We start from the raw sequence: 24,904 nt of genomic DNA on the forward strand, positions 1-24,904 counted from the left end.
ACTTTTTTCTCACGCCGCAGCCGCCGGCGATTTCTTCGGCGTGGCATGAAAACGGAAATCCGTAAGATTCACCGGCCGGGGGCGCTTCGACAAATGCAGTACCTCGATGCCGACCACTTGGTTCGAAGCGTCATAGTCCACGATGATGCCGGGCGCCATTTCCTCCGACTCCACCACGGGGACATCCACCAACTGCAAATGAAGCGCGTCGGCTTCCTCGTCTATATGCAAGTTCATAGCTGGTTCCTCATGCCCCGATCGAAATACGCCGTCACAATGCGCGGGGGCGTGCGCGCCGTGTTCACGATCACCCGTAAGACCCTCCGTATTCGTCGATCCGTACCAAACGGCGTTGCAGTGCCGCATCCATCCGGTTCGCTTCCACTCGTTGTGGCCGGAGCAAGACGCGCTCCGGCCATTCCGTTTGAATGGCACGCTTGCGCAGGGGTGTTCGGTCAATTCGTAGTTTATTCTCCCTCTGCAAACAAATCGGCCTGGGGCAAAGGCGGAGTTGCCGTCTGGTTGCCAGTTTCGACAGCTGCCGCCATCGGCAAATTGGCCACGTTCAAGCTGTAATCGTCCTTGCCCCATTCGCAGCGGCGCAGCACCGCATGGGGGATTTTACGCACCGTCAGGTTGGCGAAAGCGTCCGGATTGGCGTTGAACGCCTTGCAGCACACCAACAGGCTGCGATCCTCGCCGACTTCTTCCGAGATCGCGCGAAGCTGGTCGTGGGTCAGGCTTTGGGTGGTGACGTAGATGAAATCCCGCTCCGACGAACGGCCGTGCAGCCAATAATGCCGCTCGCTGGGCGCGTAGGTGAAGCCCATCAGCTTGCACACCGCCTCCGCCAGCATGGCGGCGTTGTAGCTTTGCGCGATGACCCAATTGCCCCAGCGGTCCTTTTCCAGCAGGGATGGCGCCAGGCGGTAATAGCGGAAGCCGCCGCCGCCTTTCCAGTCCACAGCCTGGGTGATGCCGCCAGAGTCTTCGCCGTCGATGACCTTTTTCAGGCGCGGGATGATGTGGGTGTGGCAGTGCTCGCCCAGCTCCACCATGATCCAGCGCCGGCCCATCTTGTGGGCGACGGCGCCGGTGGTGCCGGAACCGGCGAAGGAGTCGAGGACGAGGTCGTTGGGGTTGGTGGCCAAATCGAGAACCCGCTTCAGAAGTTTCTCTGGCTTTGGGGTAGCGAACGAATCATCCGGATTGATCGCTTTTACTTCGTCGCGTGCCTCATGATTGTTGCCGGCATCAGAATGCAGCCAAACCGTCGGGGCTGGTGGTGCTGACAGTTTAAGTTCACTCAAAAAGGTTTTTCTAGATGGCGTCGCCGTACCATCGCTACCAAACCAGATTTCGTCATTCTCATCCATTTGTCGGAGGGCTTCCGCAGGAAATCTTGGCGACGTACCACGAGGAGGTGTCCAAACGACGCCATTTTTGAACTGGAAAGAAAATGCCTGTTCCTTTTCTGACCCTGTACGCTTTGCGTATAGGGGGGTTGCCTTCCAAGGCCCCTTGGGATGTTTGTCGGGATTCTTGTAGCGACTATCCATCTCTGGTGTTCGTTCGAGCCTATTTGGACGCCATGTTTCCTTGTTTTTTGCGTATATGAGAATGTGATCGTGATTCTCAGCAAGCCACTTAGCATCGTTGGCTACTGTATATTTCTTCTGCCAAATTGCGTTAGATACAAAATTGGCTCGTCCAAAGATTTCATCGCACAACACCTGAATCCGTGTTCCCCTCGGCTTACACCTTCCCATCGGGCCTGAACGCATGAATTTCGAGCGCTCTCCCTTGGGATTTGCCCTCGCTACCGGCGATCCGGGGAACATTCGACCGGGGTTTCGGGGCCAATCTGCTTGGCGTGCGCTTATCGTCAGCTCATTTTCCGCTCCCTGCGCGAGACTGTCCCTTCCGGGGTTCCGGAATCAGGGATTCGAGGCGTGCGGCAGGCATTTCCCGTCATCCGGACGCCGCCGCCCACAGCCGATTCTGAAGCATCACGAACACGGCTACGTTTGCCGCCACGCCACGGCCGAAATCGAGGATCAGCCGGCGGGCATGGGCGACGAACTTCGCCGCCCGGTACATGATCTCCTGCAGCACGGTCCGGATGCGGCGGCGCTTGGCCGGATGACGGATCGGCGCAATCTCGCCAGTCAGGCCGATCTGTCCCAAGAGACGCAGGCAGTTGTAGGCGAAGGCCGCCAGATGCAGGATCACGTCGTTGGTGTCGAACTTGCCCGAGGGCAGCCGTTCCAGGTCGAGGTCGGTCTTGAATTGATCCGCGCTCGTCCTGAGCGCGGCCCCTACGGGCGCCTGGCAGCGTCCAAATTCGCTCCCGGCGAATTTGTCGGAGTGGAACTGCTCATGCATGCCGTGGTGCTGGTAGAGTTCGATCACTTCCTCGGCGGAACAGGAGAGCGTCGTCCACCCGCCTTCCAGTTCGACCTCCGGGGCCAGCAGGTGTTGGCCCTTCTTGTCGATGGTGCGCTCGACGACCCTGGCGACCAGGCGGAAGGAGCGCTTCTCCTTGTGCCAGGCGCGCTCGATGTCCAGCGACAGGAGGGCCTCGCGCTTACCGGGGCGAGTCTCGGCAAAGGCGCCCGCGTCCTCGGCGCGCGCCACCCAGGCCGCCTTGTCCTGCTTGCGGGGGTTCCACTTGCAGATGAAGTCGAGGCTTCGCCCCAGCGCGGCTTGCCGGTCTCGCTCCGCGGCCTTGGCGAACAGGAGCTGTGCGCCGTCGAAACCGCTGTCCTCGCGCAGCAGCACGGGCTGATCCGGTTTGACCAGGCGTTCGATGCGCGGAAACAGCCGCTCGTAGAAGTAGTGCGTCTCGAACGCCGAGTGGCGGGACCCTGGCCTCAGTTCCAGCCCGGTGTTCCAGCCTTCGTTGCCGAGATAGGCGGCAATCGGCGTGTAACCGTCGAAGCCCTGATAGGTGCGCGACACCGCTTCCTTCTTCGTGCCACTATTGTCCATGGCGAAGGTATCGATGTCGCAGCAGACATAGCCCTTGTGCGGCGTGATCGGCGCCTCGGTTCGCTCCAGCAGCCTCAGGGAAAGCTCATCGGCCAGATCGCGGATGGCTTCCGCCTTGGCATTCAGACGCTGGCGCAGCCACACGGCTCCGGGCACCTTCGTCAGCCCCAGCGACTCCTTGAAGAAGCGGTCCTCCCGAAACGGTTCGATGGCTTCGAAGTCGCTCTTGCCCAGACTCAACAACCCGACCACGCTCTTGACGATGTCCGAGGTGCGCATGCCTTGCGACACCGGAATCTTCGGATCAATGACCGCCTCCACCTGCGCCGCCTGGCAGCACTGGCCAATCAGCGCCAGGCCGGAATACGAGGTCAGTTGCAGCTTGCTGGATTGCTTGACTTTAAAGCGCGGCATGATCAAATGGGTGACATCGAAAATGGGCTAATTATACAATGGATTCAATATGTTATGAATTAGAGTTGCTTCCGTTGAAATAAATGGATTTGTTGTGGTATAAAACAATTAACAACAATCGAATGATGTCAGCCAATGATTTTTGAAAAGTTCATGGAAGAAACCAGTGAGCGTACCGTCAGAGCCCTGATCGGAATGAGTAAGGCGCAATTCGCCAAGCTTTGCCCTATCTTTGAGGAGGCTCATGCGGAGATTCAGCAAGAACGCGTTCAGCAAGGCGAAATAAAACGGGTACCCAAAGGTGGCCATGTGGGCTATCTCGATCGGATAGATAAGAAGCTGTTCTTCATTTTGCATTACCTCAAGACCTACTGTACCTTCGATGTCCTGGGCTTTCATTTTGGCTTCAGCTCGGGACACGCGCATCGCCATGTGGCGCAACTTCTGCCCGTGTTACGGCGCAGCCTGGCGAAACTTGATCTGCTGCCCGAGCGGGAGCTGACGACCCCGGGAGAGATGATGAAGCTGATTGAAAAACATGGAGATATCATCATTGACGGGGTGGAATGCAGTTGCGTCAGGCCGCAGGATGACGATCAGCAGAAAGCCCACTATAGCGGTAAAAAAAACGCCATACGGTTAAAACCCTAGTCATTTCGACCCTGGCACGGCAAATTTTGTTCGTTGGAAGTATCGTGGCCGGCAGTGTTCATGATTATGCGCTGATGAAGCGATGGTTCGATCCTGCCTTATCATGGTTTGACGGTGCCGATGTCTGGTTGGATTTGGGGTTCTTGGGGGCCGCTTCCGATTATGGGAATAAAGCCAGAATTCACCTGCCTCATAAGAAACCCAGAGCCTCCAAGAACAATCCTCATCCCGCGTTGGCAGATCAACAAAGGCGCGAGAACAAAAAGCAAGCGCGAACTCGCATCTCCGTCGAACACTCCATTGGAGGAATGAAGACCTTTCATTGCTTGATGCATCGCATTAGAAACCGACTCAGTCTATTCATAGATAGCTTTTTCGGGCTTGGCGCTGGCCTTTGGAATCTAAAAATTTCTTTGTAATCATGCGGTTATCATCGGAAACAACTCTATTATTTAGAGGGTGGGAGCACGGATTCAGGACAACACTTTCAAATAATGCGCTTCGTTGTCGTCAATCGTGATCCACAACGAACCATCCTCCGCCAACAGCCGCCGGATGATCTCCAGCCGGTCGCGCATCAAGGACAGCCAGATGGAATGCTCCAGCCCGTCGTCGTAATGGGTAAAGGCGCTGCCGGTGTTGTACGGCGGATCGATGAATACGCACTTCACCTTGCCGGCAAATTCCGCCTCCAGCGCCTTCAACGCCAGCAGGTTGTCGCCGAAGATCAGCCGGTTGTCGAAGATGTCGTTGTCCGTCACCCGCTGGGCGGCGTGATAGGACTTGTCCGGGTCTTCGATGAGAATACGTGGCTCCAGACGTGGCCTTTCGTATTTGCCGATCCAGGTGAGTTCGAGTTTTTGTTTATTACTCATGCTCAAGCGGCTCCTTACACCCGTGCACGCGCACGGGCCTGGGCGCGTGCGTCAAGTTGGGCGCGAACTTCCGCGTACAGATTTGCCTGCGCGTTTTCCCGGTCGGCCAACACCGCCACCAGCGAGTAGGGCTCTTCGCCATCGGCCACTGTTCCCCAAGGCGTGTCCTGGCGCGTGACAACGGCGAATAGCTTGTCGCCGTTGCGGGGCGGCAGCTTGAATCCCCAGCGCGAAACTTGCAGCGTGCCGGCCTTTCTATCCTTGTTCGACAACCAGCGATTCAGGTTGATTTCTCCCATGCCTTCCTCGCGATTTTTCTTGAAGGCATTCTCCACTTCGTCCAGATCGCAGGCCTTGACGAGCGTGTACCACAACTTGCTCATGCGGTAATCAAGGCGGGTCGTACGGATGTCCGGGCTATAGGCGAGCACGATGGTGATTTCTCGTTGGCGTTTTCCAGCCGACCAGAAACTGGGCGGTATCGGCAGTTCGTAGAAGTGGCATTTGTCGTTGGCGATCCTGTCTTCGGCAAGCAGCGTAACGGCTTGATCGACGGAGCGGTACAAAGCTTCGTCGTCTATGCGCCCATAACCGACCAGATGTAGCAGCCGCTTCTTTCCTGCCGCATCGTCGGCGGAATTAAGCAACTCGACGCATGCTCGGGGCCAGCGTGAATGGGCGGCCAACAGCGCCCGCAACAGATAGGCCGAGGCATCGGGCATTTCGTTTAGCAGGCGGGCGGCGCGATGCGCGACTTGCGGCGCCGCATAGCTGGTGCCGATGTCTTCGGCAAAGGGGCGGCCATTGGCAAAGCCGCCGCAGGTCGAGACGATGCCCAACCCCGTATGGCGCGTTCTGCCGCCGCTACGCATCAGCGCCAGGTTACCGGCATATTCGACCACATCGGGTTTGACGGCGCCGCCGACCGAAAATCCGCTTCGCCCCAGGGGGAAAGGCTGGCCTTCCCGTGCGAGAGGCGAATCTTCAATAGGTTGCGGATTGCGCTGAGCATCGCGCGTGGCGGTATGCCGGGCAAGTCCGCCGACCGCCAGGGCGTTCAATGCCGGCGCGGGGTCGAGCAGACGCGCGTGGTCTGCGAATAAATAATCGGGGTAACGGTTGCGGGCGTCGTCGGGCAATTCGTCGAGGCACAGGTTGCCCGTCGGTACGACAAAAAGCACACCTAGTTCGCGTGTCAGGCGGTCCAGCGTGTAGGCCAGACCACGCACGTGCCTGCCGTCGTAAACCTTGTTGTAATCGCCGTAGCTGAGGTTGAAAACGCGACAGCCATATTGAGCCTGCAAGTCCCTGACGGCTTCTTCGACTGCCTTCTCGACAAATTCCGTTTGATCGTTGCCGTCATCCTCAAACACCTTGCCGGAGAACAAGCGCAATTGCGGAATAAACCGCCTTTGCCGTAGGCATTCCTGAACATCGCCATACAGCGCCAGGCCGGAAACGAAGGTACCGTGCCAATGCGGTGGGTTATCGTGGGGCTGGCGGGCGGGTTCGAGATAGCCTTGCGCATCTGCGACCGCGCTTGCCAAGAGGGGGTGGCCGCTGGCAAGGCCCGCATCGAGTACGGCGATGGCGGGTGCGTTCTCCGGCGGCTGCGGCGGCGAGGGAAGTTGGTCGATATCCGTAACCAGCACTCCGACGGCAACCCCGGCGCGCGGCGGCAAATCGACCCTGCGCACATCCCGATGCTTGAGCAACACCGACTCCGCCTGCTCCCTCGTGCAGCGCACTCGCACCATGACGAGGGAAGGCTGATTCAGGTCATCAAGCCTTTCGATGCCTAGTTTTTGCAAGCTGGCAAGAAATGCCTTGAGCAAGGCGTTGCGCTGATCGGCCCGCTCGAGCGGCCAGAGTTCCACATCCAAGACAAAACGCTCCGCCTCCGGAAATCCGTGTTGCCGAAGCGCAGCGCCTTTACGATCTTCCGCCGTCCAGTGGTCGAACCCTTCCAGGGCGTAGAGAAGTTCCGCGCGGGTGGCCTTGCCATCGTGCGCCAAACTGGCAAGCCGGCATTCAAATTCCGCCATCCCTGCTTGGTCTGCAAAGGCAAGGACAACGGATTTGTCTTCCTGGCCGACCAGCTCGACACCAGGGATAAGATTCAGCTCGGGAGCCGTCGCGCCATCGCGTAGCTGCACCTTGAGCAGGATGCGACCATCGTAGCCTGTCAGTTCATCGGCGGCAGGCTGTTTTGCTGCCTCAAATGTTCGCCGCAAGCCAGCGCCAAAAGTTTTTGGATTCTCTGGCTTGAGGCTGGATGGAAAGCCTCGTTGTTTATGGCGGTCTGTCAGTGGCGCTTCACGACTGAACTTCAGATGCTCATAGGCCATTGTTGATGTTCCTTGTTTTTCCTTGCGCTTCCCCAGACACGCTTAATGCTTGGGCTGATATTCGCGCTTCAACGCTTCCTCAAGATGGCCGCGTTGCAAAAACTCCCGCCTCGACAGAATCATCTGTTTCACCGCTCTGCGTAAAACGCGCTCTATGTCGGCATGGGACATGCCCTTGAACAGGTTCGCAATCTCATGGGCATCCGTCTCAAATTCACGGCGTATACCGGACAGTTTCAGCGCCAGCAGACGCTTGATTTGTTCCAGGTTGGGAAGCTCGAAGCGCAGGGTTTCATCGAATCTGCGCCAGACCGCTTGGTCCAGCAAGGACTCGTAGTTGGTGGTGGCAATCAGCAGGCTTTCCCCTCGATAGCCATCGAGCATTTGCAGGACGGCATTCACCGAGCGCTTGAGTTCGCCATGATCCGCTGCATCACCACGGTCCTTGGCCAAAGCGTCGAATTCATCGAACAAGGCAACCACCGGATTTTGCGACACGTAGTCGAAGACCTTGCGCAGATTGCCCGCCGTCTCGCCAAGGAAGGATGAAATCACCGAATCGAGCCGAATAATCACCAGAGGCAACGATAGGCTATGGGCAATGACTTCGGCCGCCAAAGTTTTGCCGCAGCCCGAAGGCCCACAAAACAGAAGTTTTTGGGCCGGCTGCAAACCATAGGAGCGCAGCACATCCGCCCTGTTATGTTCATGCACTATTTCAGAAAGAATAGTCTGCGTGGCATCCGAAAGGACAATGTCCTTTTCTTCCCGGATCACCGCTCGCTCTTCAAGCAAAGCCAAACCATTATCTTTGTTGGCGGGAAAGCTGGCCAATCCATGCAGCTTCCGAACGTTGCTTTGGGTCGCTGTCCGGTCGCCGTAAAGCAACCGCTCCAGATCATTGGCCAGCAAATGATGATTCTTTTCGCGCTCTTCCTTGATGACCGCCTCGGAAGCGGCGCGAAATCCGGCTTCGTCGCCAAGCGCCCCCGACCTGATCAGTTGTCTCAATAGTTGTCCGCTGGCCATGATTTTTTCCTCTTTCTTCAATTCCGTCCGGTCGAAATTATTGCAGTTCCCATTCCAATGAGAACAGCATTCGCTCCTCCAACCGGCAAACATCCTCAGCTCAATTGGGCAATGCGCCAGATGGCAGTGGCCTGATTCGCCATCCAGTTCTGCCGGGTGGCGATGTGTTCCGGCGTCCAATCGGCATGGTCATTCGCCAATTTTTGCGTTATCGCGAAGCCGCTTTGGCGATAGGTTTCCCGTTTGTCGGCATAAACGGCCGTGCCGATGTTCCGGTTGGTGCCGGTTTGCAGCAAGGTCATATTGCCAAGCCGATAGGTCATCGCTTCGGCGTCGTCGTTGCTGAATCCGCCCCAGCCATCGGGTGCGTTCTGCGGCAAGACATGCTCGATATTGAATGCATCGCTAGTAAAGCTGTAATCCTGATTAGACAAACGTTTCTCCAGTGCGCACAGGATAAAACGCACCACCCGGTTGTTGCGGGCGTCGGTGGTGCGGATGACTTTGTCGGCGAAGGCGGAGCGGAACGCCGCATCGTCCGGGTAAACACCTCGCATGGCCGACAGCGCGGCGCCAAGCTGGGTGATTTCCCTTGTTGCGATTCGTTCCGCCACGGCGTTGTAGGTACGCTCCTGCTCAGCCGTGCTGTAGGCGCCGATGACGTTAAATCGCATCGAAATGACCACCGTGGATCGCAGTAGCCCGGTGAAGTCCGCCGCATCGAACTGCCGCTTTGCGGCCAGAAGCAGCGGAAAAGGCTGCCGCACCCGGAAGGTTTTCAGGGCGCCCGCCAGTTGCTTGTCGTCCTGCGCCCAGTCCGAGGCTTCGGGCGAAGACAGGGCCAGATAGGTGTCGAGATCTTCTTCCATATCGCGCAGCAACTGAAAAACTGCTTCGCGTGTGTTGATCCGCGCTCGTATCGTCTTGAACAGGTCGGCCTGTCGCGCAAAGGCGCGACGGCTGTTCCAGTGCACGCGCAGGAAGTCCGGAAAATTTTCCGATTGCAGGCGTCCGACGATGTTTTCCCAACGATCCTCCAGATTGCGCAATTCGTGATCCGTCTCGCCGCCTCGGTCGAGTACAGAGAACAGGTAGTTTTTCAACAGGTCGGTGGCGGAGAGCCTCACGCCCCGCGCGTTCAGCGTCTCAAATACCTTGTAGGCATTGAGTTCATCGGTCACGGTGATGACCGTGAAAAATAGGCGATCGCTGATATCCTCGGTCAGTTGCGCCAGCCGCTTGCCTTCGTCACCGCTGCTGGCCTTCAGATAAGCCGCCACCTGCCTGTCGAACCAGTCGAAGGCGTTGCGCAGCAGGTGTTCGGAGGCACGGAACCCGCGTTGCGGAAGATGTCCGAGCGGCACCAGATAATTCTGGAAGTAATTGTTGTTGTTGCGGTTGAGCGTGAGTTTTGGTCGGGCGACGAGCGTAACCGGGTCGAGGTAACCTACGTACGTCTGCCGTATCTGATTCAGGCGTTGCCTGTTCGCATCGGCGTCATTGCCGGCGTCGATGAGTCGCTGGATATTCTTGAGCACTGCCAGGACGATGATGCTGATCGTTGTCAGCCGCTGTTGCCCGTCGATGACGTCAAAGGTCTTGTCGTCGGCAGACTGCAATACCAGATACCCCATGTAGTGCGCAGGTTCGCCATTTGCCTTCAAGGTATCGAGAATATCCATCCACAGGTCTTCCCATTCCTCGCTAGTCCAACTGTAGTCGCGTTGAAAACGGGGGATACGGTACGTCAAACCGTTGCCGATCAGCTTGCGGAATGTGTTGTTCTCTGTCTTGAAATTGGTTGCGGCCATGTGGATTCCCCAATCTGTCTATTTCAGCGTCCATTCAATGGTGAACAAAAATACGCTCTTCAACCGTAACCGTTCATACCACCGCTTTTTTGCCGGGAACGCGACCACCCTGGCCGCTTTATCAGCAGGCGGGACGCCCGCGTTCCCAGGGAACCGAGCGGTTACCTGGGGAAACCCAGGGAGCAAAAGCAAGTCACTTATGGGCTGGCTTCATGGAACGCGACGGGAGGTCAGTTGGCGGAGAGAATGGAACGCAAACTATCGATAATTTATATGTTAGATCATATACATAACGACTTGGCTACGGAATGGTTCCCCCTAAGATTCCCCCGTGCTTTTGCATCGCATGTTCTAGCTCTTTTCGCTCAGATAGCGATACAGAGTAGCCTCCCCGATTCCGACCGCCTTGGCTGTGGCCCGCTTGTTGTTTCCGGCGGCCAACAGCTCGTCGATTTGCTGGCATAGCTCTAGGGTCAGTTTGGGCGGAGCACCGAACTTCTTACCCTTGGCGCGGGCGGCCGCCACACCTTCCCGCCGCCTTTCGTTGATCAGCTCACGCTCGAATTGCCCGAACGCTGCCAGCATGCTGAGCATCAGGTTCTTGAACGGATCGGCGTCGGAGCCCGAAAAGATTAGGTTTTCTTTCAAGAACTGGACCGTCACCCCTTTTCCCGTGAGTTCCCGGACCAAGCCCAGCAGCTCCTCCGTATTGCGGGCCAACCGATCCATGGAATGACAGACCAGCGTATCCCCGGCCCGGACGTAGGATAGGCATTCCGCCAGGACAGGCCGAGCGGTGACCGTCTTCCCGCTCGCCTTTTCCTCGAAGACCCGATCCAACGCTATCCCTGCCAACTGCCTGTCAGTGTTCTGGCCGACAGAACTGACCCGAATGTAACCGATGGTCTGGTGTTTCATGGCGAGCACTCCACGCGTGAGACGAATTGAACACGATAGGAAGTCTATCACAAGCTCTTAAAGAAAAGATCATCTGTCTATCAAAAACGAAAAATAAACTTTTGGTAGGCGGTGGAATGCGGGTTTCAGGCTGGTCTATCACGTCTCTCACAGGTATACAAAATGATAGACGCGTATCGCGGCAGGGTCGGGCAGGGTGTTCGAGCATGGGTTTTGCTATCATCCCGGCCGCGGTGGCGGGGCGAGCTGTGTCATCCTCGCCGGCAAGGTGGCTGGTGTCGGAAGTCGCGGCCACGCCGCGATACTTTACGCGCTCTCTCGAGAGAAGAACCCCTTCAACGCATCTCGAGGCAAGGGCAAGCCGGGTGCGCCGCCGACGCTGGGGCCTTATGCTCTCACTTTCGCAGCCAGCGACCCCGCTGCGCCGCGCGTAGGTACTGCTTGCCGTCCTTACAGGAACTCCAGGGATTACCGAAAGCCTTGGGGTGGACGTGACCATCGCCGTGACATAGCGCCTCGCGCAAGGCGCAGCGTTCGCGACCATGCTCAGCGCGTTTGTATGGCTTATCGGATCGGGCGGTGGTGATGCCGGCGATCGGCGTATGGCGGAAGGAACGGCTCATGGGTGTTGTAAGAATCGATGCTGTGGAACTTGCCCAGCGCGTGTAATCGAAGGGGATGCCCGACCGAAACCCGGCGGGTGACCGGGTTCCGACGAGCAGAGCTTGCATCAGCCGGGCCGTTACGCCGCGATCTGGGTTGTTCGGCCATTCACCGGCGGATTTGGTAGCCCTGGCCCATGTAGTTCGGGACGGAGGTTCCGGGATAGGTCGGATAAGCCGTCGAGCCGCCGCCCAGATTGGGCTGGATCACATACCCAGACCGGCCATAGTCCGGGATGCTGGTGCCGCGGTAGGTCGGCTGGATGTAGGTCGGCGACAGGTCGCCGCCGCGCGCCATCTCCTCCAGCTCGGCCTTTCGGGCGGCCGACTTTGCGTAGTAGTCATCCACGGCGCGGTCGGCTTCTTCCGTCAGCGACCCGGTGTCGTAGTCTCCGTCGTCAGCCTGCGCAGTCAGAGACAGCAGAAGCAGGATGAGTTTGATCGTCGGTTTCATGGTGAGACCCCCTCTAATCCGGGCTCCCCGCTTTCCTCGTTCTCCGGATCGTCCTCCGGAAATTCCAGCAGCTCCGCGAATACCACTTCCTCGATCTCCTTCTCCAGCGCGTTCAACCTGCCCACCTTTTCCATCGGCGGCAGATTCTGGACGTCCGCCGTGTGCGACGCTCGGTCGTAGCTCATCCTGAACGCCTCCACCAACATCTGAGCGAACTCCGTCAGATACGCGTCCAGCTCTCCGGCTGTCCGCAACGCCGTCCACATTTCCGGATTCCTGTCCTTCAGCGCCAGCGCCACGGTTTCCCGATATCGTTCCAACCTGCTCATTTGTCAGCCCGCTTGAAGGACATTCGCGGCCACGCTGCCGTGGCTGGCTTCCTCCTGCGGCTCCGTGCGCAAGATATACATCGCCATGTCGATGGCGCCCCCCACCTCTATGGCTGATTGCTCAAGCAACCAACAAAACGCCTCGTGGTGATCATCTGACAGGCCGGGGTCGTCGCTGCGGTTCATACGGAGCAGGTCCAAGCCGGCCGCAATGGCGCGTGTGGTCATCGCCGCATTGGACAACGCTTCTTTCACAAGGGATACGTACAGGCAATTTCTCATACTCTGGTCCTATTGTTTGGTTAGCGGGACCATTATTTGCAGAATAATCATTAAAAATCAACGCTTTAATAAGCCCTTAAAACTCCGCCAAGCGATCGTTTGCGGCCAAGTCCGCCATCGCTGTACACGAATAACAGCCCTTTCTCATACGCCGAAGGTGCTCATCCTGCCCCGAAGATGCTCATCCGTTTTGATGAGCGCCTTCGGGGGTTTTGAGCATCTTCGAAGGTGCTCAAAGCATGAGCATCTTCACAGTTTCCAGACCCAGCCGCCTTCCATACATGGCCAAGATCGCCATACTTGTCCACGAAATTGAATGGACAAGTATGGGTTTCTTGGACAACTATGGCGCTAAGGCAGACACCAAAGCGAGCATGAGTCCTTTCCGAACCCTACCCGGTGCGGTGTGATCCCCAGTCGCTTTTGAGCGCGTCGCACCGTTCGCCATGCGTACTGGCCCGCATCAGCGGCCTCTCTGATGTTGGCAACCTTGACCGGCCCATCCGCCAGCAGCTCCGCCAGAAACCCACAAGCCTCCTCCAGGGCCGAAGCCTCATCCGGATTCCCCGAGGCCTCCGCCCGAGCCAGCAGCGCCCGTGCCGAGCCTTCCACGGCATTACCCCAGGCCACATGCGAAGCCATCACTCCCGGATGGTCTGCCAAGTCCTCGATGGTTAGGTCGTAGGCAAACCCGCCATCGTCCGGTCCGATGTTCGACTTCACCCGGCAGAAGCAGCGGCCGCCGCCGTCGTCCTCGGACTGCTTGAAGGCCGCGAACACCACGCGGGCCAGGGCGCCGAAGGCCAAGGAGCCGGTCACCCGCTCCAGCGGATCGCGCCCGGCGGTGCCCTTGCTGAAGTGCGAAATCCCCAGCAAGGCGCAATCCAGCCGCGCCGCCAGTTCCACCAGGGGGGCCAATCCCCGCCGGGTCTCGGCGTTCTTGTGGCTGTCGCCGGCAATGGCCGACACGATGGGATCGACCACGATCAAGCGGATATCCCCCACCTCCCGTGCCGCTCGCGCCAAGGCCGGCATATCCTGCGCCGGATCGAACGGCCGCCGGCCGTCGTGGGCCTGCATATCGCCCACGAAGAAGCAGCGGCCCAGGTCGGCGCCGGAAGCCAGAAGGCGCGGCGCCAAGGTGTCGTGAAAGTCGTCCTCGCCCGACCACACCAGCACGTTGCCGGGATCGGTGCCGGTTCCGTCCGGCCAGCGCCCGCCCGCCGTCACCGTCGCCGCCAGGGCCAGGGCGATGCTGGTCTTGCCCGTCCCCGGCTGGCCCGCGATCACATGCAGCTTGCCCTTCGCCAGCCAGCCCGGCCAAAGCCAGCGGATGGGTTTCGGCTGGATGCTGGAGCCCTGCACCAGGGCCAGCCCGACTTGAAGCCGGCCACACTGGCGCTCGGCCGGGGATGCAGATGGGGGCACGCCTGCCGGCTGCTCCGGTCGCGGGCCTTCCCTTCGGCCACGCTCAGGACAAGCCTTGGCCAGCTCCGCCAGATTGACCACTCGCTGCGCCAAGCTCGCCGCCGACACCGGTTTACCCTCACGCCTCGTCACGTGCCGCCTCCTGCTGCTGCCGGCGGTTCTGGTCCTCGATCGCTTGCAGGAACAGCGGTTCCAGCCCCAACGCCGATTGCTCCAGCCACCAGCAGAACGCCGTGTAGTGATCGTCCGACAGGCCGGGGTCATCGCTACGGTTTACCCGCAACAGTTCCAGCCCCGCCGCGATGGCCTGCGATATCAGAATGCCGTTGTTCATCGCCGTGTTCAGGTCGAGGGGTTCGTTCCGGCCGTTCATACCCCACCTCCCGCCAGCCAGGTCGCCACCGCATCCGCCACCGTGCAAACCACGTCGACAGCCCCCAAGGCCGTCAGGAACAGCTCGATGCGCTCAAGCATGGCGCTGCCCTCCCTGTGCGGCCTCGAACTCCAAGGCCCTGGCCGCCGCCTCCAAAAGCAATTGTGTTTGCTGCAAAGACAGCGGCTCACGTCCGGGCAGGACGCCATAGGCCACATGACGGATGACCACCGCCGCCTGGACCAGCGTATCGGCGCTGCCCAGCGGGGAAATCACCGGATTGGTTTGGGTGGCGGTAGAGCGGTCGAGGGCGTTCATGCCGCACCTCCATCGGTCACCGAGGCCGGCGGGGTGTCCTCGAGGCGCGCCGCGATCGCGCCCAGCTCGTCGCCCAAGTCCGTCAGCAGGAAAGCGACGGCGCGCAGCCGGGCGGGAGCACGGGCGCTGGGGAATTGCGGGCAAAGCGCCGCGGTGTCCAGCAGTAAATAGGCGGTTTGGGTGGTATCGGCCAGCCGGCGCAATACACGGCTGAGTTCGTCGGAATCCGGGCGGTGGTCGCCCTCGGTATCGGGTGTCATGGTGTGGCTCCTACGTTGGTGCTGGGAACCGTCACCGTCGCTTCCTACGGCGATTGGTGACGGACGATACGGGGGTAGGAAACCGGACGTAGGACCGGCCACGGACGAACCGTGCCCCGCACCGCCCGCCATGGGAAACCGACAGGCACAAAAAAGCGCCTGTCATGGCGCTGGTGCGCCTACGTACTCCGGGTTCCTACACCCGGCCCTGGATGCGTCCAGGGAACGGCTCAGAGTGTAGCAGCAGGGTAGGGAGCGAGGGAATAGCGGAAGACGCTGGCAAGGGCGCTGGGATCGAATCAAGGGCTTCCCCGGAGCGCTGCGCATCCACGCTCCACGAACTCTGGCCTATCGCCTGCCTTGACACCGGTCAGCCCCACGACCCCGGCGGGCTCAACCGGATGAAGCGGGACATGGGGCTTGATTCGGACGACTGACGCAGCCGGCGCGCCGAGCCGGGCGACGACGAGCAAAAGGGCAGGAGAAGGGAGAGCGCGGCGGAGGAGGAAGGAATTAGAGTATCCGCCAACCGCGTCGTCACGGGCTTCTGACGAAGCCACAGACGCAAAAAAGCCCCGCGTGGTTCTCAATACAGTGGGCTCTACTTGCCCAAAGAGGAGCGCTGCCACGCGAGGCGTTCGGTTGAGCATACCGCCGTCTCTGCGGAAGGGTCAATCATCCTCCATCCCGCCGGCGATGCCCCTTACCAACCGGGCCAGCCCGTCCTTACTCCAGCCGGCCCGCTCCGCCGCTTTCTGGATCGTCCAGCCATCAGAGGCTGCCAGCAGCCAGCACGCCGCATAGCGCGCCTCCTGGGCCGCCTGGTCGAGCTGTTTGGCCTGCTGAAGCAGTGCAATGGCTTGGGTCGCATCGGTCTGCATCGTCTCACCCCATCAACCGTTCATAAGCCGCCTTCGCCCGCGTGAAGGACTGATGATCGCCGCCCCGGTCCGGGTGCAGCCGCATCGCCAGCCGCCGCCAGGCCGTCTTGACCTCTGGCGGCTCGGCCGGTAGCAGCTTGCCCACCGGCTGCCCGATGACGTGCTCGATCCGCTCGCCCAACTGCACCAGGCTTGCCGCGACGATCAGCACTTCACGCCCGGCGATCTCCGCCCGAACCCGCCTCAATCCCGGCCGCTTCGCTTTCAGGGCCAGCGAGATTTCGGCGAGGTTGAAGCTCGCCATGCAATCCCGCGCCGAGCCGAAGCGGTGCGGCCAAAGCGCGTAGGTCCAGCCGGAATCCGCAATCCAAAAGCCGCCACAAGCCAGCGACTCGAAAGCTATGTTTATGATCTTGCTCAACATCTGTCATAACTCCATTGTTTTGGGGGATACCCCCCCTCGCCATTTCTAGGATATTGCAACGTTATAACATCATAGTAACTGCCTCGATGGCCGCGGCGGTTCAGGGTTGAACACGAACCCTCGGAAGCCCTCCCACTCGGACACCGTGCTGGCCTGACCGGCGCCCAATTCGCCCACAGTCGCGACAAAAGCGTCAAGCCGGCGGTCTACCATGCCCGTCTCGTATATTTCTTCCACGGTCAGCAGGCAGCAGCACTGCCGCCATATCGGCCTACCATTCTCCACCAGTTCCGCGTACAGGCCGGCGGGGGCCGGCACTGTGCCTACCACCTTGGTCGCACTTTGACCGTATTTGTGCATCGCTTCTCTCCAAGAGAAAGTTGCGCCTCACGGCGCGTAAACCGCTCAGCTCGAACAGCCGAGCACCTGGGTCCAGCGCCAACCGCCGCCCCCCAAACCCGTCAAAATCACGCGTACACCCCCAACTCATTACACAAAACCCTCAAAACCTGTTTTGCCTTCTGAGGGGGTTTTGAGGTTTTGTGTAGAGATTTCCGGGGTAGAGTTGATTTTGTGTATTAATATGATGATATTTAAGTTAAAAAAACCTTTAAGGCGTAATTCACAAATACACAAAACCCGCCGTTTCTGTTGTGCAGACGCCAAAAAAGCGCGGGGTTTTGTGAAACACAGAACCGGAACGCCTACACAAAACCCTTTGCCCGGAGGTTTTGTGTAGTTTTGTGTAGTTCTGTGTATGTGGATCATCACGCCGCATCCGCCGGCCCCAGCGCCCGCTCGTTGACGAGGTACTCCCGTGTCGGACGTCCGCCGCGTTCACTGGCCGGCACCTGCCGGTTGCCGAGCAAGACCAACCATTCCTCGAGCGTCACCAACGCCCGGTCGAGCTGCTCCTTGCGGGCGAACCGTGCCCGTAACGCCTGGTGCGCATCCCGTGCCCGAAAGGTCCGCCGCTGCCCGGCCCGCAGCCAGCGCAGCAGCGCATGGGCGTCCTCCTCCTGCTTCGCCATACCCATCAGCCCGAACGCCGCGAGGGCATGCGGAATCAGCAGCCGGCCCAGCTCGGTGGCCCGCTCCACGGGATCGAGCCCGATCACGTCCACGGTCGGCCCCTGCATTGCTAGGTGCAGCAAACCCGCGACGCGTGCCACCGCACCCGGAAGCTTGCTCGTCCACTCGGTGATGTGCTCCAGCGGATTCCCCGCGCCGTGCTGGCGCTCGATCTCCTCGGCAAAGGACAGCCAGCATTCCTTGGCGTCGGCATCGAAGGTCAGGGTTCGGGGCGCGGAAACGGGTTCTGTCCGGCCCTCGAGGAGCCGAAACAGCCCCGCTTCCCAGTCCCGTCGAATATCGTCCGGAATGGAAACGTGCTGCCGTACGTCGCGCTGTCCTACATTGGATTGAGGAATCACAAAGAGGCCGCGCGCCAGCAGGCCGGAATCCCGAAACCGCCGATTCTTCCCGACCTCGGCCAGAATTCCGGGTTGCAGCATCAAGCCCATGGTCACGGCCGGCCGGTCGACGTGGGCCAATCGGCCTCCCCGATCCACCCGCATAGGACTGGCCGAGTGCCCCTGCAAGTACGTGTCGAGGCTCCCCATACCGCCGGAATAGGCGCCCGCCATCACTTGGAAAATGCCGCCCTCATCGCTGAGGACCGCCATAGCCTCACCGTGCTCGACAAGCAATTGCTGGAGCCGCTCCGCGGTGCAGTCGCCGGTGAATAGCCGGGGCGCCAGCAGCTCGGCCGGCGTGGACTCGATCTCGGCCTGGATTTCTCCCGTCAACGCCTGCCGCGCTTCGGCGGAGCCGGCTCGCATCGCCTTCTTCTTGAGGGCTTCGATCCGCTTCTCCGCGATGGCCCGCGCCGCCTGCCGCCGCGCGATTTCCGGCCGGAGCCGGTCACGTTGCAGTTTTTCCCAGCGGACCAGTGGTTGGGTGAGCGCGCCCATCACCGCGGATTTCCGGCTGCCTGGTGGCATCGCGGTGACGGTCCACAGGCTTAATGGTTCAACGTAGCCGGAGCCGTGCGGTGACACCTCATAGCGCCGCTGGCAGCAGGTCGCCAGCGCCGCCAGCGCCACCATGACTCCCGCCGCGCTGGGCGTTTGGCAGCTTGCGCTCACGGCCTCGGACATGGCGCCGGCCCAGCTCGGCAAAATTATGTCGCGGATAGCCGGAGCATCGGAGCCGATGGGAATCATCGGCTCCGGCCATGTCGCCGGCCCGGCTTCCACGCGGGCGTTGGAGCGCTCGGTGGCCCTGCCTTCGCGCTCGCCCCGTCCGGAAGCCCCCCGCTGTCGCGCGGCCATTTCCGGTGGCTCGCCCGCTTCCGCCGGGTGTGGCGCCCGGCTCCGCGCCGCCCGTTCGCGGGCCGGATTGGTCCATCCATGGCGCTGGGCCTCGGCGAAGATCGTGCGGTAGTCGGCGCTGGCGCCGTCGAAGCTCTCCCACTTCTTCGCCGCCGCGGCCGGATCGAACTTGCCCGACGTGGACGACCAGGCCAGCCACAGTCCGCGCCCCGCGTCGCCGAGCCCAGAGAGCGCCAAGCCGGCCTTTACCCACCAGTCGTACCCATCGGACGGGGTGGAATAGAGCGCCTCCCTCAGGTCTTGGAGCTGCGCCGCAGCGAGCGTCTGCGCCGGGGCGGCGTGCTGCGTCGGCCGCTCCGCCCGCCGCGGCGCTGAAGACCCCAACTCGTCCCACACCTTGAGCAAGTCCGCCGGCATTTCCGGTAACTTCCACCACTTGCCGGAGCCACCCCACTGGTAGGGTTTGCCGGTATCTAACCCGGATGTTTCATAAAAATGCCCCCTGCGCCCGATAGCTTGGCCAGCTGCCTATTTTTTCAGTCCACCGAACTGACCTACGCCCCCCATGAGGCATGGGCAGCCCCTCGACCTGCCTCTTTTCGCGGGGGTGGTGGCCGGAATCCAGACACTGGACGCAATCAACCCTCCGAGTCCTGCCGGATCCTCCTCGGTTGAGGGTGACGGCGCGCTTCAGGCCATGGCCGGTGGTCGGACGAGATAGAGTATCTCGGTGACCCGGTGCAACAGCGCCTTCACCGGACAGGCGCTCGGCAAGTGCAACTTGATCCGGTCCTTGTACTGCACCACCCGCACCGCCAGCTTGAACAGCTTCAGGATGAGGGTCATGGGCTGCGCCTTGGCCAGTTCGGTGTGGCACAGGGTGTGCTCCCGCAGGCTGTGGATCAGGCTGTAGGCGGCACAGGCATAGAACAGGCGCAGGTGGTTGGCGAGGAAGGCATGGTCGGCGGTGCGATCACTGGCCAGATCGTTCTTCACCGCCTTGATGAAGTTCTCGTCCTGGCCGCGTGCGCAGTACAGATCCCGGTACAGCGCCTCCGGCGTCGGGTCGGCGAGCGAGGTCACGACGAAGCGCGGGTTGTCCCCCAGGCCCATGACCTCGGCCTTGAGCACCACCCGATAGGCCTTGGGCCAGGAACCGGCCTGGTAGGCCACCTCGTCATACAAACGGGTCGCCGCCGGCTCGGGCTGTTCGGCGCGGCGAGCGAAATCACAGCGTTGCGCATGCAAGGCGCGCGTCTTGGCAAGCAGCGGCTCGGCCTTGGGCGTCAGCACCTGGTTGCCGGCCAGGCCGAAGAGGAAATCCATCCGTGCATCGGCTTCGCACAGGGCCATCAACTCCGGGTTGGCGAAATGGCCATCCCCGCGCAGGACGAGGTGGGTATCCGGCCAGGCCTGGCGCAGGCGGCGCACGACCCGCTGGAGGATGGCGGCGTTCTCGCGCCCGGTGGGGCGTTTGCCGGGCCGCAGCACGGCGGTGATGAACTTGCCGGAGAGGCCCTCGAACAAGAACAGCGGCAGATAGCAGTGGCTGCCGTAGTGGTGATTGTAGAAGGCCAGTTCCTGCTGCCCGTGGGTGCGGTCTTCGGAGTGGTCCATGTCCAAGACGATGACCGCGGGCGGGGTGGTGTAGCTGGCGATGAAGGCATCGACGAAGGCGCGGGCCAGGCGGTAGATGTCCTTGCGGGAGACTCCGTTCTCCAAGCGCGAGAAGGTGGGGCCGGAAGCCAGGGCGTTGTCGGCATCCAACGGCGCCCGCTCGGCCGCCAGCTTGAACACGGGATCGTGGCGCAGGCTGTTGGCGTCGTTGCCGTCGGCATAGCCGCAGGCGGTCTGGAAGATGCGCTGACGCAGGAGGTCGGCCAAGCTGTGGGCGATGTAGGAAGGGTGCCGGCGATCCTGAATGGCCGAGGCCAGACGGGCGATCAATCCGGTCTGCCGATCCACGCCCTGCAGGAGGAGGGCGCCGAAGTCGCTGGACACCGCGCCGCCTTCGAAGTCGGCACGGACGGTGAAGCCGGCGACGGTGGGAAAACGGAGCTGGGTCGGGATAGAATCACTCATTGGGCGGTCTCGTTTAGGCTTCGTACGAAGCGTTATTGGCGCAACTCCAATTATATCAATTGGTTAAGCGAGATTCGCCCACTTTCTTGAAATATCCGGGCTAAATACTGACTTGGCGGCAACGTGTCTTGCACGGTCAGACCGGCCGCCGAGCCGGAACGAAGCTCAAAAATCACTTGGCCATCGTTGCCGACGACCTTTACGCTCGGCCGTGGCGCTGCAAGGCGGTACAGCAGCTTCCCCTTGTTCGGCTTGCCGGAGTTGATCTGCACCGCGTCCGGAGCGCCCAGCAGGGCCATGAGGTTGATTCCGCGCGCCTCAAGCCATTCAAGGGCGGCTGGAAAATCATCAATGTCCAACGCCGCCGTGCCGCTCCAGGCGTGGAGCAACCCGGCCGCTTCCAGCTTAGCCGCCTGATTCGGGTCGGCGATCGCATTCTCCCGCCGGTTCCAGCCCCCCCCTGTCGGCGCCTTCGTTCCGGCCCGGATCGCGCACAGCTTCCAACCGCCGTACCTGACATACCCCTCAAATCCGCGGTATCTCCGATGCCGCCAACGGGGTTTTTGCCATTGCCTCGCCGCGGAGCATTCACTCATCGCCCACCCCTTCGATCTTCACTTTGAAGGGCCAGCGAATCAAACGACGGGATTGGCCGGCAGTAAAAGCATCGGCGTTACCATCCTTCCGCGGACTAATTTTGTCGAAGATGCGGTGGCGGACTAACGCGCCGGTAGAGACCTCTACCACAAAGCCGGATCGCCACAATTCCAACAGCGGCGGGTAGGTGTTCGCGTTTGTATTCATGCGACACCCCGCTCGGCGACGATTTGACGGACCAAAGCCTTAATTTCGTCAATCGACCGGCCGGCGACGTGGGCGTCGATCACGGCTTCAACTTCGTCGAGCAAAAAACCGGACGACCTTGGGCCGAGCTTGACGGCAGGCGGGAAAGTTCCCCGATTGATTCGCCAATAAAGCGAAGATCTCGGAATGCCAGACAGCCGCGCGGCATCGGCTGGACGCACGATACGCGGGCGGATTTGCGAAATGGATTTTTCGGCCACTGAAATGCTCCAGGAGGAGCATGGCCGGGGTGGAGGAGTGCGTGAGAGATTAAAGGCGCATCAGCCCCACCCCGCCATGCGGGGTAGAGCCTTTTGCGACCTTACTCATGTCAGCCATCGAAGGCTGTGAGGCAGTTGCTTCCGGGGGATGTGATGTACCGCTCCCGTGTCGGCATGGATAGGCTTTTAATCCACGAGAAGCCCAAAACACCGCACGGGGCGGTATCGCCGGTGGCGCCCGACATTTTCGGACAATGTTATCAGTCTTCAGACTTACTTCAACACCTAAATCTTCGGGAACGTTGGTGGATCGGCACGATTTCCGCTCCGGTCTGCCCCGCACTGGCGCGAAAGCCATCCAGAGCATCGGCCCAGGCTTGCGCGAGTCGCCGTCGCTCGTTGCGATATTCGGCGCGATGATAAGCCGCCCGAACTCGATTTTTCTCCTCATGCGCCAAGGCTTTCTCGATCACGTCAGGATCGAAGCCAGCCTCATTGAGCCAGGTCGATGCCAGCGCACGGACACCATGGCCGGTCATACGCCCTTGGTAACCGAGCCGGTAAAGCGCAAACAAAACCGTGTTCTTGGACATTGCCCGCAACGGATTCCGCCCCGGAAAAACCAGCTCGTACCCGCCTGAAATATCCCTGAGCCGTGTCAAGACAGCCAGGGTCTGATTCGCGAGCGGCACCCAATGCGGACGCCCCGCCTTCATGCGCTCGGCCGGGACCAGCCAAACCCGTCCTTCAAGGTCGAACTCGCTCCACCGTGCCCCACGCAGTTCGGTTGTGCGAACAAAGGTCAACAACATCAATTCCAGGGCAAGCTGGGTCAAAAGGTCCCCGTGCCCGTCCTCGAAGTAGCGACTGACCTTGCGTAACAGCTCAGGAAGGTCCGAAAAAGTGACAGCAGCCTGATGCTTGACTGGTGGCCGCGCCTTGAGCGCTCCCTTCAGATCGGCTGCCGGATTGGACCGGCACCGCCCCGCCGCAATGCCAAACCGGAACACCTGCCCGCAGGCTCGCACTACCTTATGGGCGGTTTCGATGGTGCCGCCCCGTTCAATCTTTCGCGCCATGTCCAACAGCAGGGGCGCGTCCACTTCGGTAATTGGAATGTGCCCGAATTCCGGAAACACGTAACGCTGGAACCGCCGCAGGGTGTAAGCGTGATGATCCGGCGTCCAGCTCGGCTTGATCGTATCCAACCACTCCAGCGCAACCGCTTCGAAAGAATTGGCCGCGGCCAAACGCCGAGCCCGCTTTTCCTGGTGCCTGAGCGCCACAGGGTCTTTGCCAGAGGCGAGCAGCAGGCGAGCTTCGTCCCTTTTGAGGCGGGCATCCTTCAAACCAAGTTCAGGCCAAACACCCAACGCCAGACGTTTCTCTTTGCCAGCGAATCGGAACTTCCAGCGGAAGTATTTCCGCCCCGAGGGCATCACTTCCAAATACAACCCGCCCGAGTCCGCAAGTTTGTAGGACTTCGCCATGGGCTTGGCATTCTTGCACTTCACTTCGGTTAACATGCTCGAATCAAATCGCTCAAAGCCGCGTCATGCTTGGGCTCCAGCCATTCGTGGGGGAACCAAACGCGAGAAGCCCCATCGGTTCCCCCAGAAATTCCCCCGCAATACATTGGCTGTCACTGTAAATTGTTGGCCATTTTTAGACAATAAAATCGTTCAACACGTTGATTTATAAGTGTAAGTGTTGACGTTGTTAGATGTGGTTAGACGTATGTTGGCGGAAGAGAATGGGAGTCGAACCCACCTGAGGCCGTCTCACGGCCTCATCCGGTTTTGAAGACCGGCCGCCCCACCGGGGACGCTGCTCTTCCGAGGTCGGGCGGATTCTATCGAAAAACCCGCGGGCTGCGATGTTCTAGTGTTTAATTGCGTAAATTAGCGATAGTATTGCGCAGCTGGGAGCCTTTGACTTCCCGCTTGCGCCAGACGAATGGGGCGGCCTTGTCGTTGTAGGCGGCGATGAAATCGTTGATCGCCTGCGCCAGTTGGTCGATGCTGTTGAAACTGGCCCCACGTAAGGCCTTGCGGGTCATGATGCCAAACCAGATTTCCACTTGGTTCAACCAACTGGCTGAAGCGGGCGTGAAGTGAAAGTGCACGTTGGGATGGGCGGCCAACCAGTCATCGTTCTTCTTGTGAGTGCAATAGTTGTCGAGAATCACATGAATTTCCCGATCAGCCGGAACATCGGCGACCACCTCATCGAGAAAGGCCTGAAAGTCAGGACGCTTCTTGGTCGTGGTGGTTTTGGACTGAATGGTACCGGTCGCCACATTCAAGGCCGCAAAAAGATTGATCGTGCCATGGCGCTTATAGGTGCTTTTCAATCCACGAACCAGCTTGCCGCTGCTGGTAAAGACGAAACCGCTGGCCCTTTCCAGCGCCTGAATGGAAGGCTTTTCATCAACGGAAATGACCAACGCATTTTGCGGCGGATTCAGGTACAGCCCGATAATGTCGGCCGACTTGATGGCAAACTGAGGGTCCGTGCTGACGCACCACGAGCGATGCCGCTGGAGTTGGATGCCTTCTTTGCGCAACAGACGCCAGACGGCATCATCGGAAACCCCCAAGGCTTTCGACAACGACCCGCCATCCCACGTCGCCTGTCCGGCCGGCGGCGGCTGTTCAATCTGCGCAAGCAATCGATTGCGCAACTCGGACGGCGGGTACCGCGGAGGCTTGCCCGGTCTTTTTCGATCACGCAGTCCTTTCAACCCTTCAGCCGCAAAGCGCCTGCGCCAGACACCCACCGTGCCGGGCCGGATACCGAGTTCAGCAGCAATTTCGTCATTGCGCTTGCCCGCCAGACAGCCCATGACAATCTTGGCGCGCTCGACCAGACGAGCCTCCTCGGTGCGGCTATTGCTCAAACGCTCCAACTCACGCCGATCTTGGTCCGTACAACTCACCGATATGGCAACTCGCGCCATCCTTCCCTCCGTTCCTGT

General features: G+C 60.2%; 26 protein-coding genes and 1 tRNA gene. 2 read left to right on the forward strand and 25 right to left on the reverse strand.

Annotated elements, in window-relative coordinates:
- Nucleotides 1–9: 9 nt before the first annotated feature.
- The 3 genes from ABZN20_RS18580 to ABZN20_RS18590 form a co-directional block, all read right to left on the reverse strand.
- Nucleotides 10–237: a DUF2283 domain-containing protein gene (locus ABZN20_RS18580; RefSeq protein ID WP_367026213.1), complete on the reverse strand. Its 228-nt coding sequence runs from the start codon at nt 235–237 to the stop codon at nt 10–12.
- A gap of 230 nt (nt 238–467) precedes the next feature.
- Complete coding sequence (locus tag ABZN20_RS18585) at nt 468–1,841, reverse strand: site-specific DNA-methyltransferase (RefSeq protein WP_367026214.1); 1,374 nt, start codon at nt 1,839–1,841, stop codon at nt 468–470.
- A gap of 130 nt (nt 1,842–1,971) precedes the next feature.
- Nucleotides 1,972–3,405 (reverse strand): IS1380 family transposase, encoded by a 1,434-nt coding sequence (locus ABZN20_RS18590; protein WP_367026215.1) that lies wholly within the window; start codon nt 3,403–3,405, stop codon nt 1,972–1,974.
- A gap of 135 nt (nt 3,406–3,540) precedes the next feature.
- On the opposite strand from ABZN20_RS18590, the gene ABZN20_RS18595 reads away from it, so the two are divergent.
- On the forward strand, nt 3,541–4,056 hold the full coding sequence (locus ABZN20_RS18595) for a helix-turn-helix domain-containing protein (RefSeq protein WP_367025613.1): 516 nt from the start codon (nt 3,541–3,543) through the stop codon (nt 4,054–4,056).
- Between the two features lie 26 nt (nt 4,057–4,082).
- Entirely contained in the window at nt 4,083–4,475 is a 393-nt protein-coding gene (locus ABZN20_RS18600) for a transposase family protein (protein ID WP_367025614.1), read from the forward strand.
- 54 nt (nt 4,476–4,529) lie between these two features.
- On the opposite strand, the gene ABZN20_RS18605 is transcribed toward ABZN20_RS18600, so the two are convergent.
- The 22 genes from ABZN20_RS18605 to ABZN20_RS18710 all read right to left on the reverse strand — a co-directional run bounded on the left by ABZN20_RS18605 (nt 4,530) and on the right by ABZN20_RS18710 (nt 24,886).
- On the reverse strand, nt 4,530–4,931 hold the full coding sequence (locus ABZN20_RS18605) for a DNA methyltransferase (RefSeq protein ID WP_367026216.1): 402 nt from the start codon (nt 4,929–4,931) through the stop codon (nt 4,530–4,532).
- A gap of 14 nt (nt 4,932–4,945) precedes the next feature.
- On the reverse strand, nt 4,946–7,279 hold the full coding sequence (locus tag ABZN20_RS18610; RefSeq protein ID WP_367026217.1) for a S8 family serine peptidase: 2,334 nt from the start codon (nt 7,277–7,279) through the stop codon (nt 4,946–4,948).
- A 42-nt stretch (nt 7,280–7,321) separates the two neighbouring features.
- A complete protein-coding gene (locus ABZN20_RS18615; RefSeq protein WP_218805893.1) occupies nt 7,322–8,308 on the reverse strand; it encodes an AAA family ATPase in 987 nt (328 codons plus the stop codon).
- A 95-nt stretch (nt 8,309–8,403) separates the two neighbouring features.
- On the reverse strand, nt 8,404–10,119 hold the full coding sequence (locus ABZN20_RS18620) for a DUF262 domain-containing protein (protein ID WP_367026218.1): 1,716 nt from the start codon (nt 10,117–10,119) through the stop codon (nt 8,404–8,406).
- A gap of 351 nt (nt 10,120–10,470) precedes the next feature.
- The gene (locus tag ABZN20_RS18625) at nt 10,471–11,037 is read right to left on the reverse strand and encodes a recombinase family protein (protein ID WP_367026219.1); all 567 of its coding nucleotides are present in this window, start codon (nt 11,035–11,037) and stop codon (nt 10,471–10,473) included.
- Between the two features lie 771 nt (nt 11,038–11,808).
- Nucleotides 11,809–12,153 carry a hypothetical protein gene (locus tag ABZN20_RS18630; protein WP_367026220.1) on the reverse strand — a complete coding sequence of 115 codons (345 nt, stop codon included), beginning with the start codon at nt 12,151–12,153 and terminating at the stop codon, nt 11,809–11,811.
- Entirely contained in the window at nt 12,150–12,452 is a 303-nt protein-coding gene (locus ABZN20_RS18635) for a hypothetical protein (RefSeq protein WP_367026221.1), read from the reverse strand. Before ABZN20_RS18635 ends, ABZN20_RS18630 begins: the two co-directional genes overlap by 4 nt.
- A gap of 33 nt (nt 12,453–12,485) precedes the next feature.
- Nucleotides 12,486–12,764, reverse strand: a complete 279-nt coding sequence (locus ABZN20_RS18640) for a hypothetical protein (protein ID WP_367026222.1) — start codon at nt 12,762–12,764, stop codon at nt 12,486–12,488.
- A gap of 351 nt (nt 12,765–13,115) precedes the next feature.
- Nucleotides 13,116–14,324, reverse strand: coding sequence for an AAA family ATPase (locus ABZN20_RS18645; protein WP_367026223.1), 1,209 nt, complete (start codon nt 14,322–14,324; stop codon nt 13,116–13,118).
- Nucleotides 14,311–14,565 (reverse strand): hypothetical protein, encoded by a 255-nt coding sequence (locus ABZN20_RS18650; RefSeq protein WP_367026224.1) that lies wholly within the window; start codon nt 14,563–14,565, stop codon nt 14,311–14,313. The genes ABZN20_RS18645 and ABZN20_RS18650 overlap by 14 nt, the downstream gene beginning before the upstream one ends.
- Nucleotides 14,566–14,658: 93 nt before the next feature.
- Nucleotides 14,659–14,883, reverse strand: coding sequence for a hypothetical protein (locus ABZN20_RS18655; protein ID WP_367026225.1), 225 nt, complete (start codon nt 14,881–14,883; stop codon nt 14,659–14,661).
- A complete protein-coding gene (locus ABZN20_RS18660) occupies nt 14,880–15,143 on the reverse strand; it encodes a hypothetical protein (protein WP_367026226.1) in 264 nt (87 codons plus the stop codon). Before ABZN20_RS18660 ends, ABZN20_RS18655 begins: the two co-directional genes overlap by 4 nt.
- Nucleotides 15,144–15,814: 671 nt before the next feature.
- Nucleotides 15,815–16,024: a hypothetical protein gene (locus ABZN20_RS18665; protein WP_367026227.1), complete on the reverse strand. Its 210-nt coding sequence runs from the start codon at nt 16,022–16,024 to the stop codon at nt 15,815–15,817.
- A gap of 4 nt (nt 16,025–16,028) precedes the next feature.
- Nucleotides 16,029–16,448: a J domain-containing protein gene (locus tag ABZN20_RS18670; RefSeq protein ID WP_367026228.1), complete on the reverse strand. Its 420-nt coding sequence runs from the start codon at nt 16,446–16,448 to the stop codon at nt 16,029–16,031.
- A 767-nt stretch (nt 16,449–17,215) separates the two neighbouring features.
- The gene (locus ABZN20_RS18675) at nt 17,216–19,198 is read right to left on the reverse strand and encodes a DUF3987 domain-containing protein (protein ID WP_367026229.1); all 1,983 of its coding nucleotides are present in this window, start codon (nt 19,196–19,198) and stop codon (nt 17,216–17,218) included.
- Between the two features lie 273 nt (nt 19,199–19,471).
- Nucleotides 19,472–20,863 carry an IS1380 family transposase gene (locus ABZN20_RS18680; RefSeq protein ID WP_367025178.1) on the reverse strand — a complete coding sequence of 464 codons (1,392 nt, stop codon included), beginning with the start codon at nt 20,861–20,863 and terminating at the stop codon, nt 19,472–19,474.
- A 50-nt stretch (nt 20,864–20,913) separates the two neighbouring features.
- Entirely contained in the window at nt 20,914–21,459 is a 546-nt protein-coding gene (locus ABZN20_RS18685; protein WP_367026230.1) for a bifunctional DNA primase/polymerase, read from the reverse strand.
- Nucleotides 21,452–21,667 (reverse strand): hypothetical protein, encoded by a 216-nt coding sequence (locus ABZN20_RS18690; RefSeq protein ID WP_367026231.1) that lies wholly within the window; start codon nt 21,665–21,667, stop codon nt 21,452–21,454. Before ABZN20_RS18690 ends, ABZN20_RS18685 begins: the two co-directional genes overlap by 8 nt.
- Nucleotides 21,664–21,927, reverse strand: a complete 264-nt coding sequence (locus ABZN20_RS18695; RefSeq protein ID WP_367026232.1) for a helix-turn-helix transcriptional regulator — start codon at nt 21,925–21,927, stop codon at nt 21,664–21,666. Before ABZN20_RS18695 ends, ABZN20_RS18690 begins: the two co-directional genes overlap by 4 nt.
- Before the next feature lie 278 nt (nt 21,928–22,205).
- Nucleotides 22,206–23,453 (reverse strand): tyrosine-type recombinase/integrase, encoded by a 1,248-nt coding sequence (locus ABZN20_RS18700; RefSeq protein WP_367026233.1) that lies wholly within the window; start codon nt 23,451–23,453, stop codon nt 22,206–22,208.
- 215 nt (nt 23,454–23,668) lie between these two features.
- Nucleotides 23,669–23,764: transfer RNA gene (locus ABZN20_RS18705), tRNA-Sec, on the reverse strand.
- A gap of 51 nt (nt 23,765–23,815) precedes the next feature.
- A complete protein-coding gene (locus ABZN20_RS18710; protein ID WP_367026234.1) occupies nt 23,816–24,886 on the reverse strand; it encodes an IS630 family transposase in 1,071 nt (356 codons plus the stop codon).
- Between the last annotated feature and the right edge of the window lie 18 nt (nt 24,887–24,904).

Origin of the sequence: Methylococcus sp. ANG (genome assembly GCF_040730495.1) — a bacterium.
Taxonomy (GTDB): Bacteria; Pseudomonadota; Gammaproteobacteria; order Methylococcales; family Methylococcaceae; genus Methylococcus.

Bases quoted from the DNA above. Each gene is read 5' to 3' on its own strand.
- ABZN20_RS18655 (WP_367026225.1), bottom strand. From the start codon at position 14,883: ATGAACGCCCTCGACCGCTCTACCGCCACCCAAACCAATCCGGTGATT.
- ABZN20_RS18590 (WP_367026215.1), bottom strand. From the start codon at position 3,405: ATGCCGCGCTTTAAAGTCAAGCAATCCAGCAAGCTGCAACTGACCTCG.
- ABZN20_RS18630 (WP_367026220.1), bottom strand. From the start codon at position 12,153: ATGAAACCGACGATCAAACTCATCCTGCTTCTGCTGTCTCTGACTGCG.
- ABZN20_RS18650 (WP_367026224.1), bottom strand. From the start codon at position 14,565: ATGAACGGCCGGAACGAACCCCTCGACCTGAACACGGCGATGAACAAC.
- ABZN20_RS18595 (WP_367025613.1), top strand. From the start codon at position 3,541: ATGATTTTTGAAAAGTTCATGGAAGAAACCAGTGAGCGTACCGTCAGA.
- ABZN20_RS18580 (WP_367026213.1), bottom strand. From the start codon at position 237: ATGAACTTGCATATAGACGAGGAAGCCGACGCGCTTCATTTGCAGTTG.
- ABZN20_RS18680 (WP_367025178.1), bottom strand. From the start codon at position 20,863: ATGAGTGATTCTATCCCGACCCAGCTCCGTTTTCCCACCGTCGCCGGC.
- ABZN20_RS18605 (WP_367026216.1), bottom strand. From the start codon at position 4,931: ATGAGTAATAAACAAAAACTCGAACTCACCTGGATCGGCAAATACGAA.
- ABZN20_RS18710 (WP_367026234.1), bottom strand. From the start codon at position 24,886: ATGGCGCGAGTTGCCATATCGGTGAGTTGTACGGACCAAGATCGGCGT.
- ABZN20_RS18685 (WP_367026230.1), bottom strand. From the start codon at position 21,459: ATGAGTGAATGCTCCGCGGCGAGGCAATGGCAAAAACCCCGTTGGCGG.
- ABZN20_RS18665 (WP_367026227.1), bottom strand. From the start codon at position 16,024: ATGCAGACCGATGCGACCCAAGCCATTGCACTGCTTCAGCAGGCCAAA.
- ABZN20_RS18625 (WP_367026219.1), bottom strand. From the start codon at position 11,037: ATGAAACACCAGACCATCGGTTACATTCGGGTCAGTTCTGTCGGCCAG.
- ABZN20_RS18690 (WP_367026231.1), bottom strand. From the start codon at position 21,667: ATGAATACAAACGCGAACACCTACCCGCCGCTGTTGGAATTGTGGCGA.
- ABZN20_RS18585 (WP_367026214.1), bottom strand. From the start codon at position 1,841: ATGTTCCCCGGATCGCCGGTAGCGAGGGCAAATCCCAAGGGAGAGCGC.
- ABZN20_RS18660 (WP_367026226.1), bottom strand. From the start codon at position 15,143: ATGACACCCGATACCGAGGGCGACCACCGCCCGGATTCCGACGAACTC.
- ABZN20_RS18675 (WP_367026229.1), bottom strand. From the start codon at position 19,198: ATGCCGGCGGACTTGCTCAAGGTGTGGGACGAGTTGGGGTCTTCAGCG.
- ABZN20_RS18670 (WP_367026228.1), bottom strand. From the start codon at position 16,448: ATGTTGAGCAAGATCATAAACATAGCTTTCGAGTCGCTGGCTTGTGGC.
- ABZN20_RS18615 (WP_218805893.1), bottom strand. From the start codon at position 8,308: ATGGCCAGCGGACAACTATTGAGACAACTGATCAGGTCGGGGGCGCTT.
- ABZN20_RS18700 (WP_367026233.1), bottom strand. From the start codon at position 23,453: ATGTTAACCGAAGTGAAGTGCAAGAATGCCAAGCCCATGGCGAAGTCC.
- ABZN20_RS18610 (WP_367026217.1), bottom strand. From the start codon at position 7,279: ATGGCCTATGAGCATCTGAAGTTCAGTCGTGAAGCGCCACTGACAGAC.
- ABZN20_RS18620 (WP_367026218.1), bottom strand. From the start codon at position 10,119: ATGGCCGCAACCAATTTCAAGACAGAGAACAACACATTCCGCAAGCTG.
- ABZN20_RS18640 (WP_367026222.1), bottom strand. From the start codon at position 12,764: ATGAGAAATTGCCTGTACGTATCCCTTGTGAAAGAAGCGTTGTCCAAT.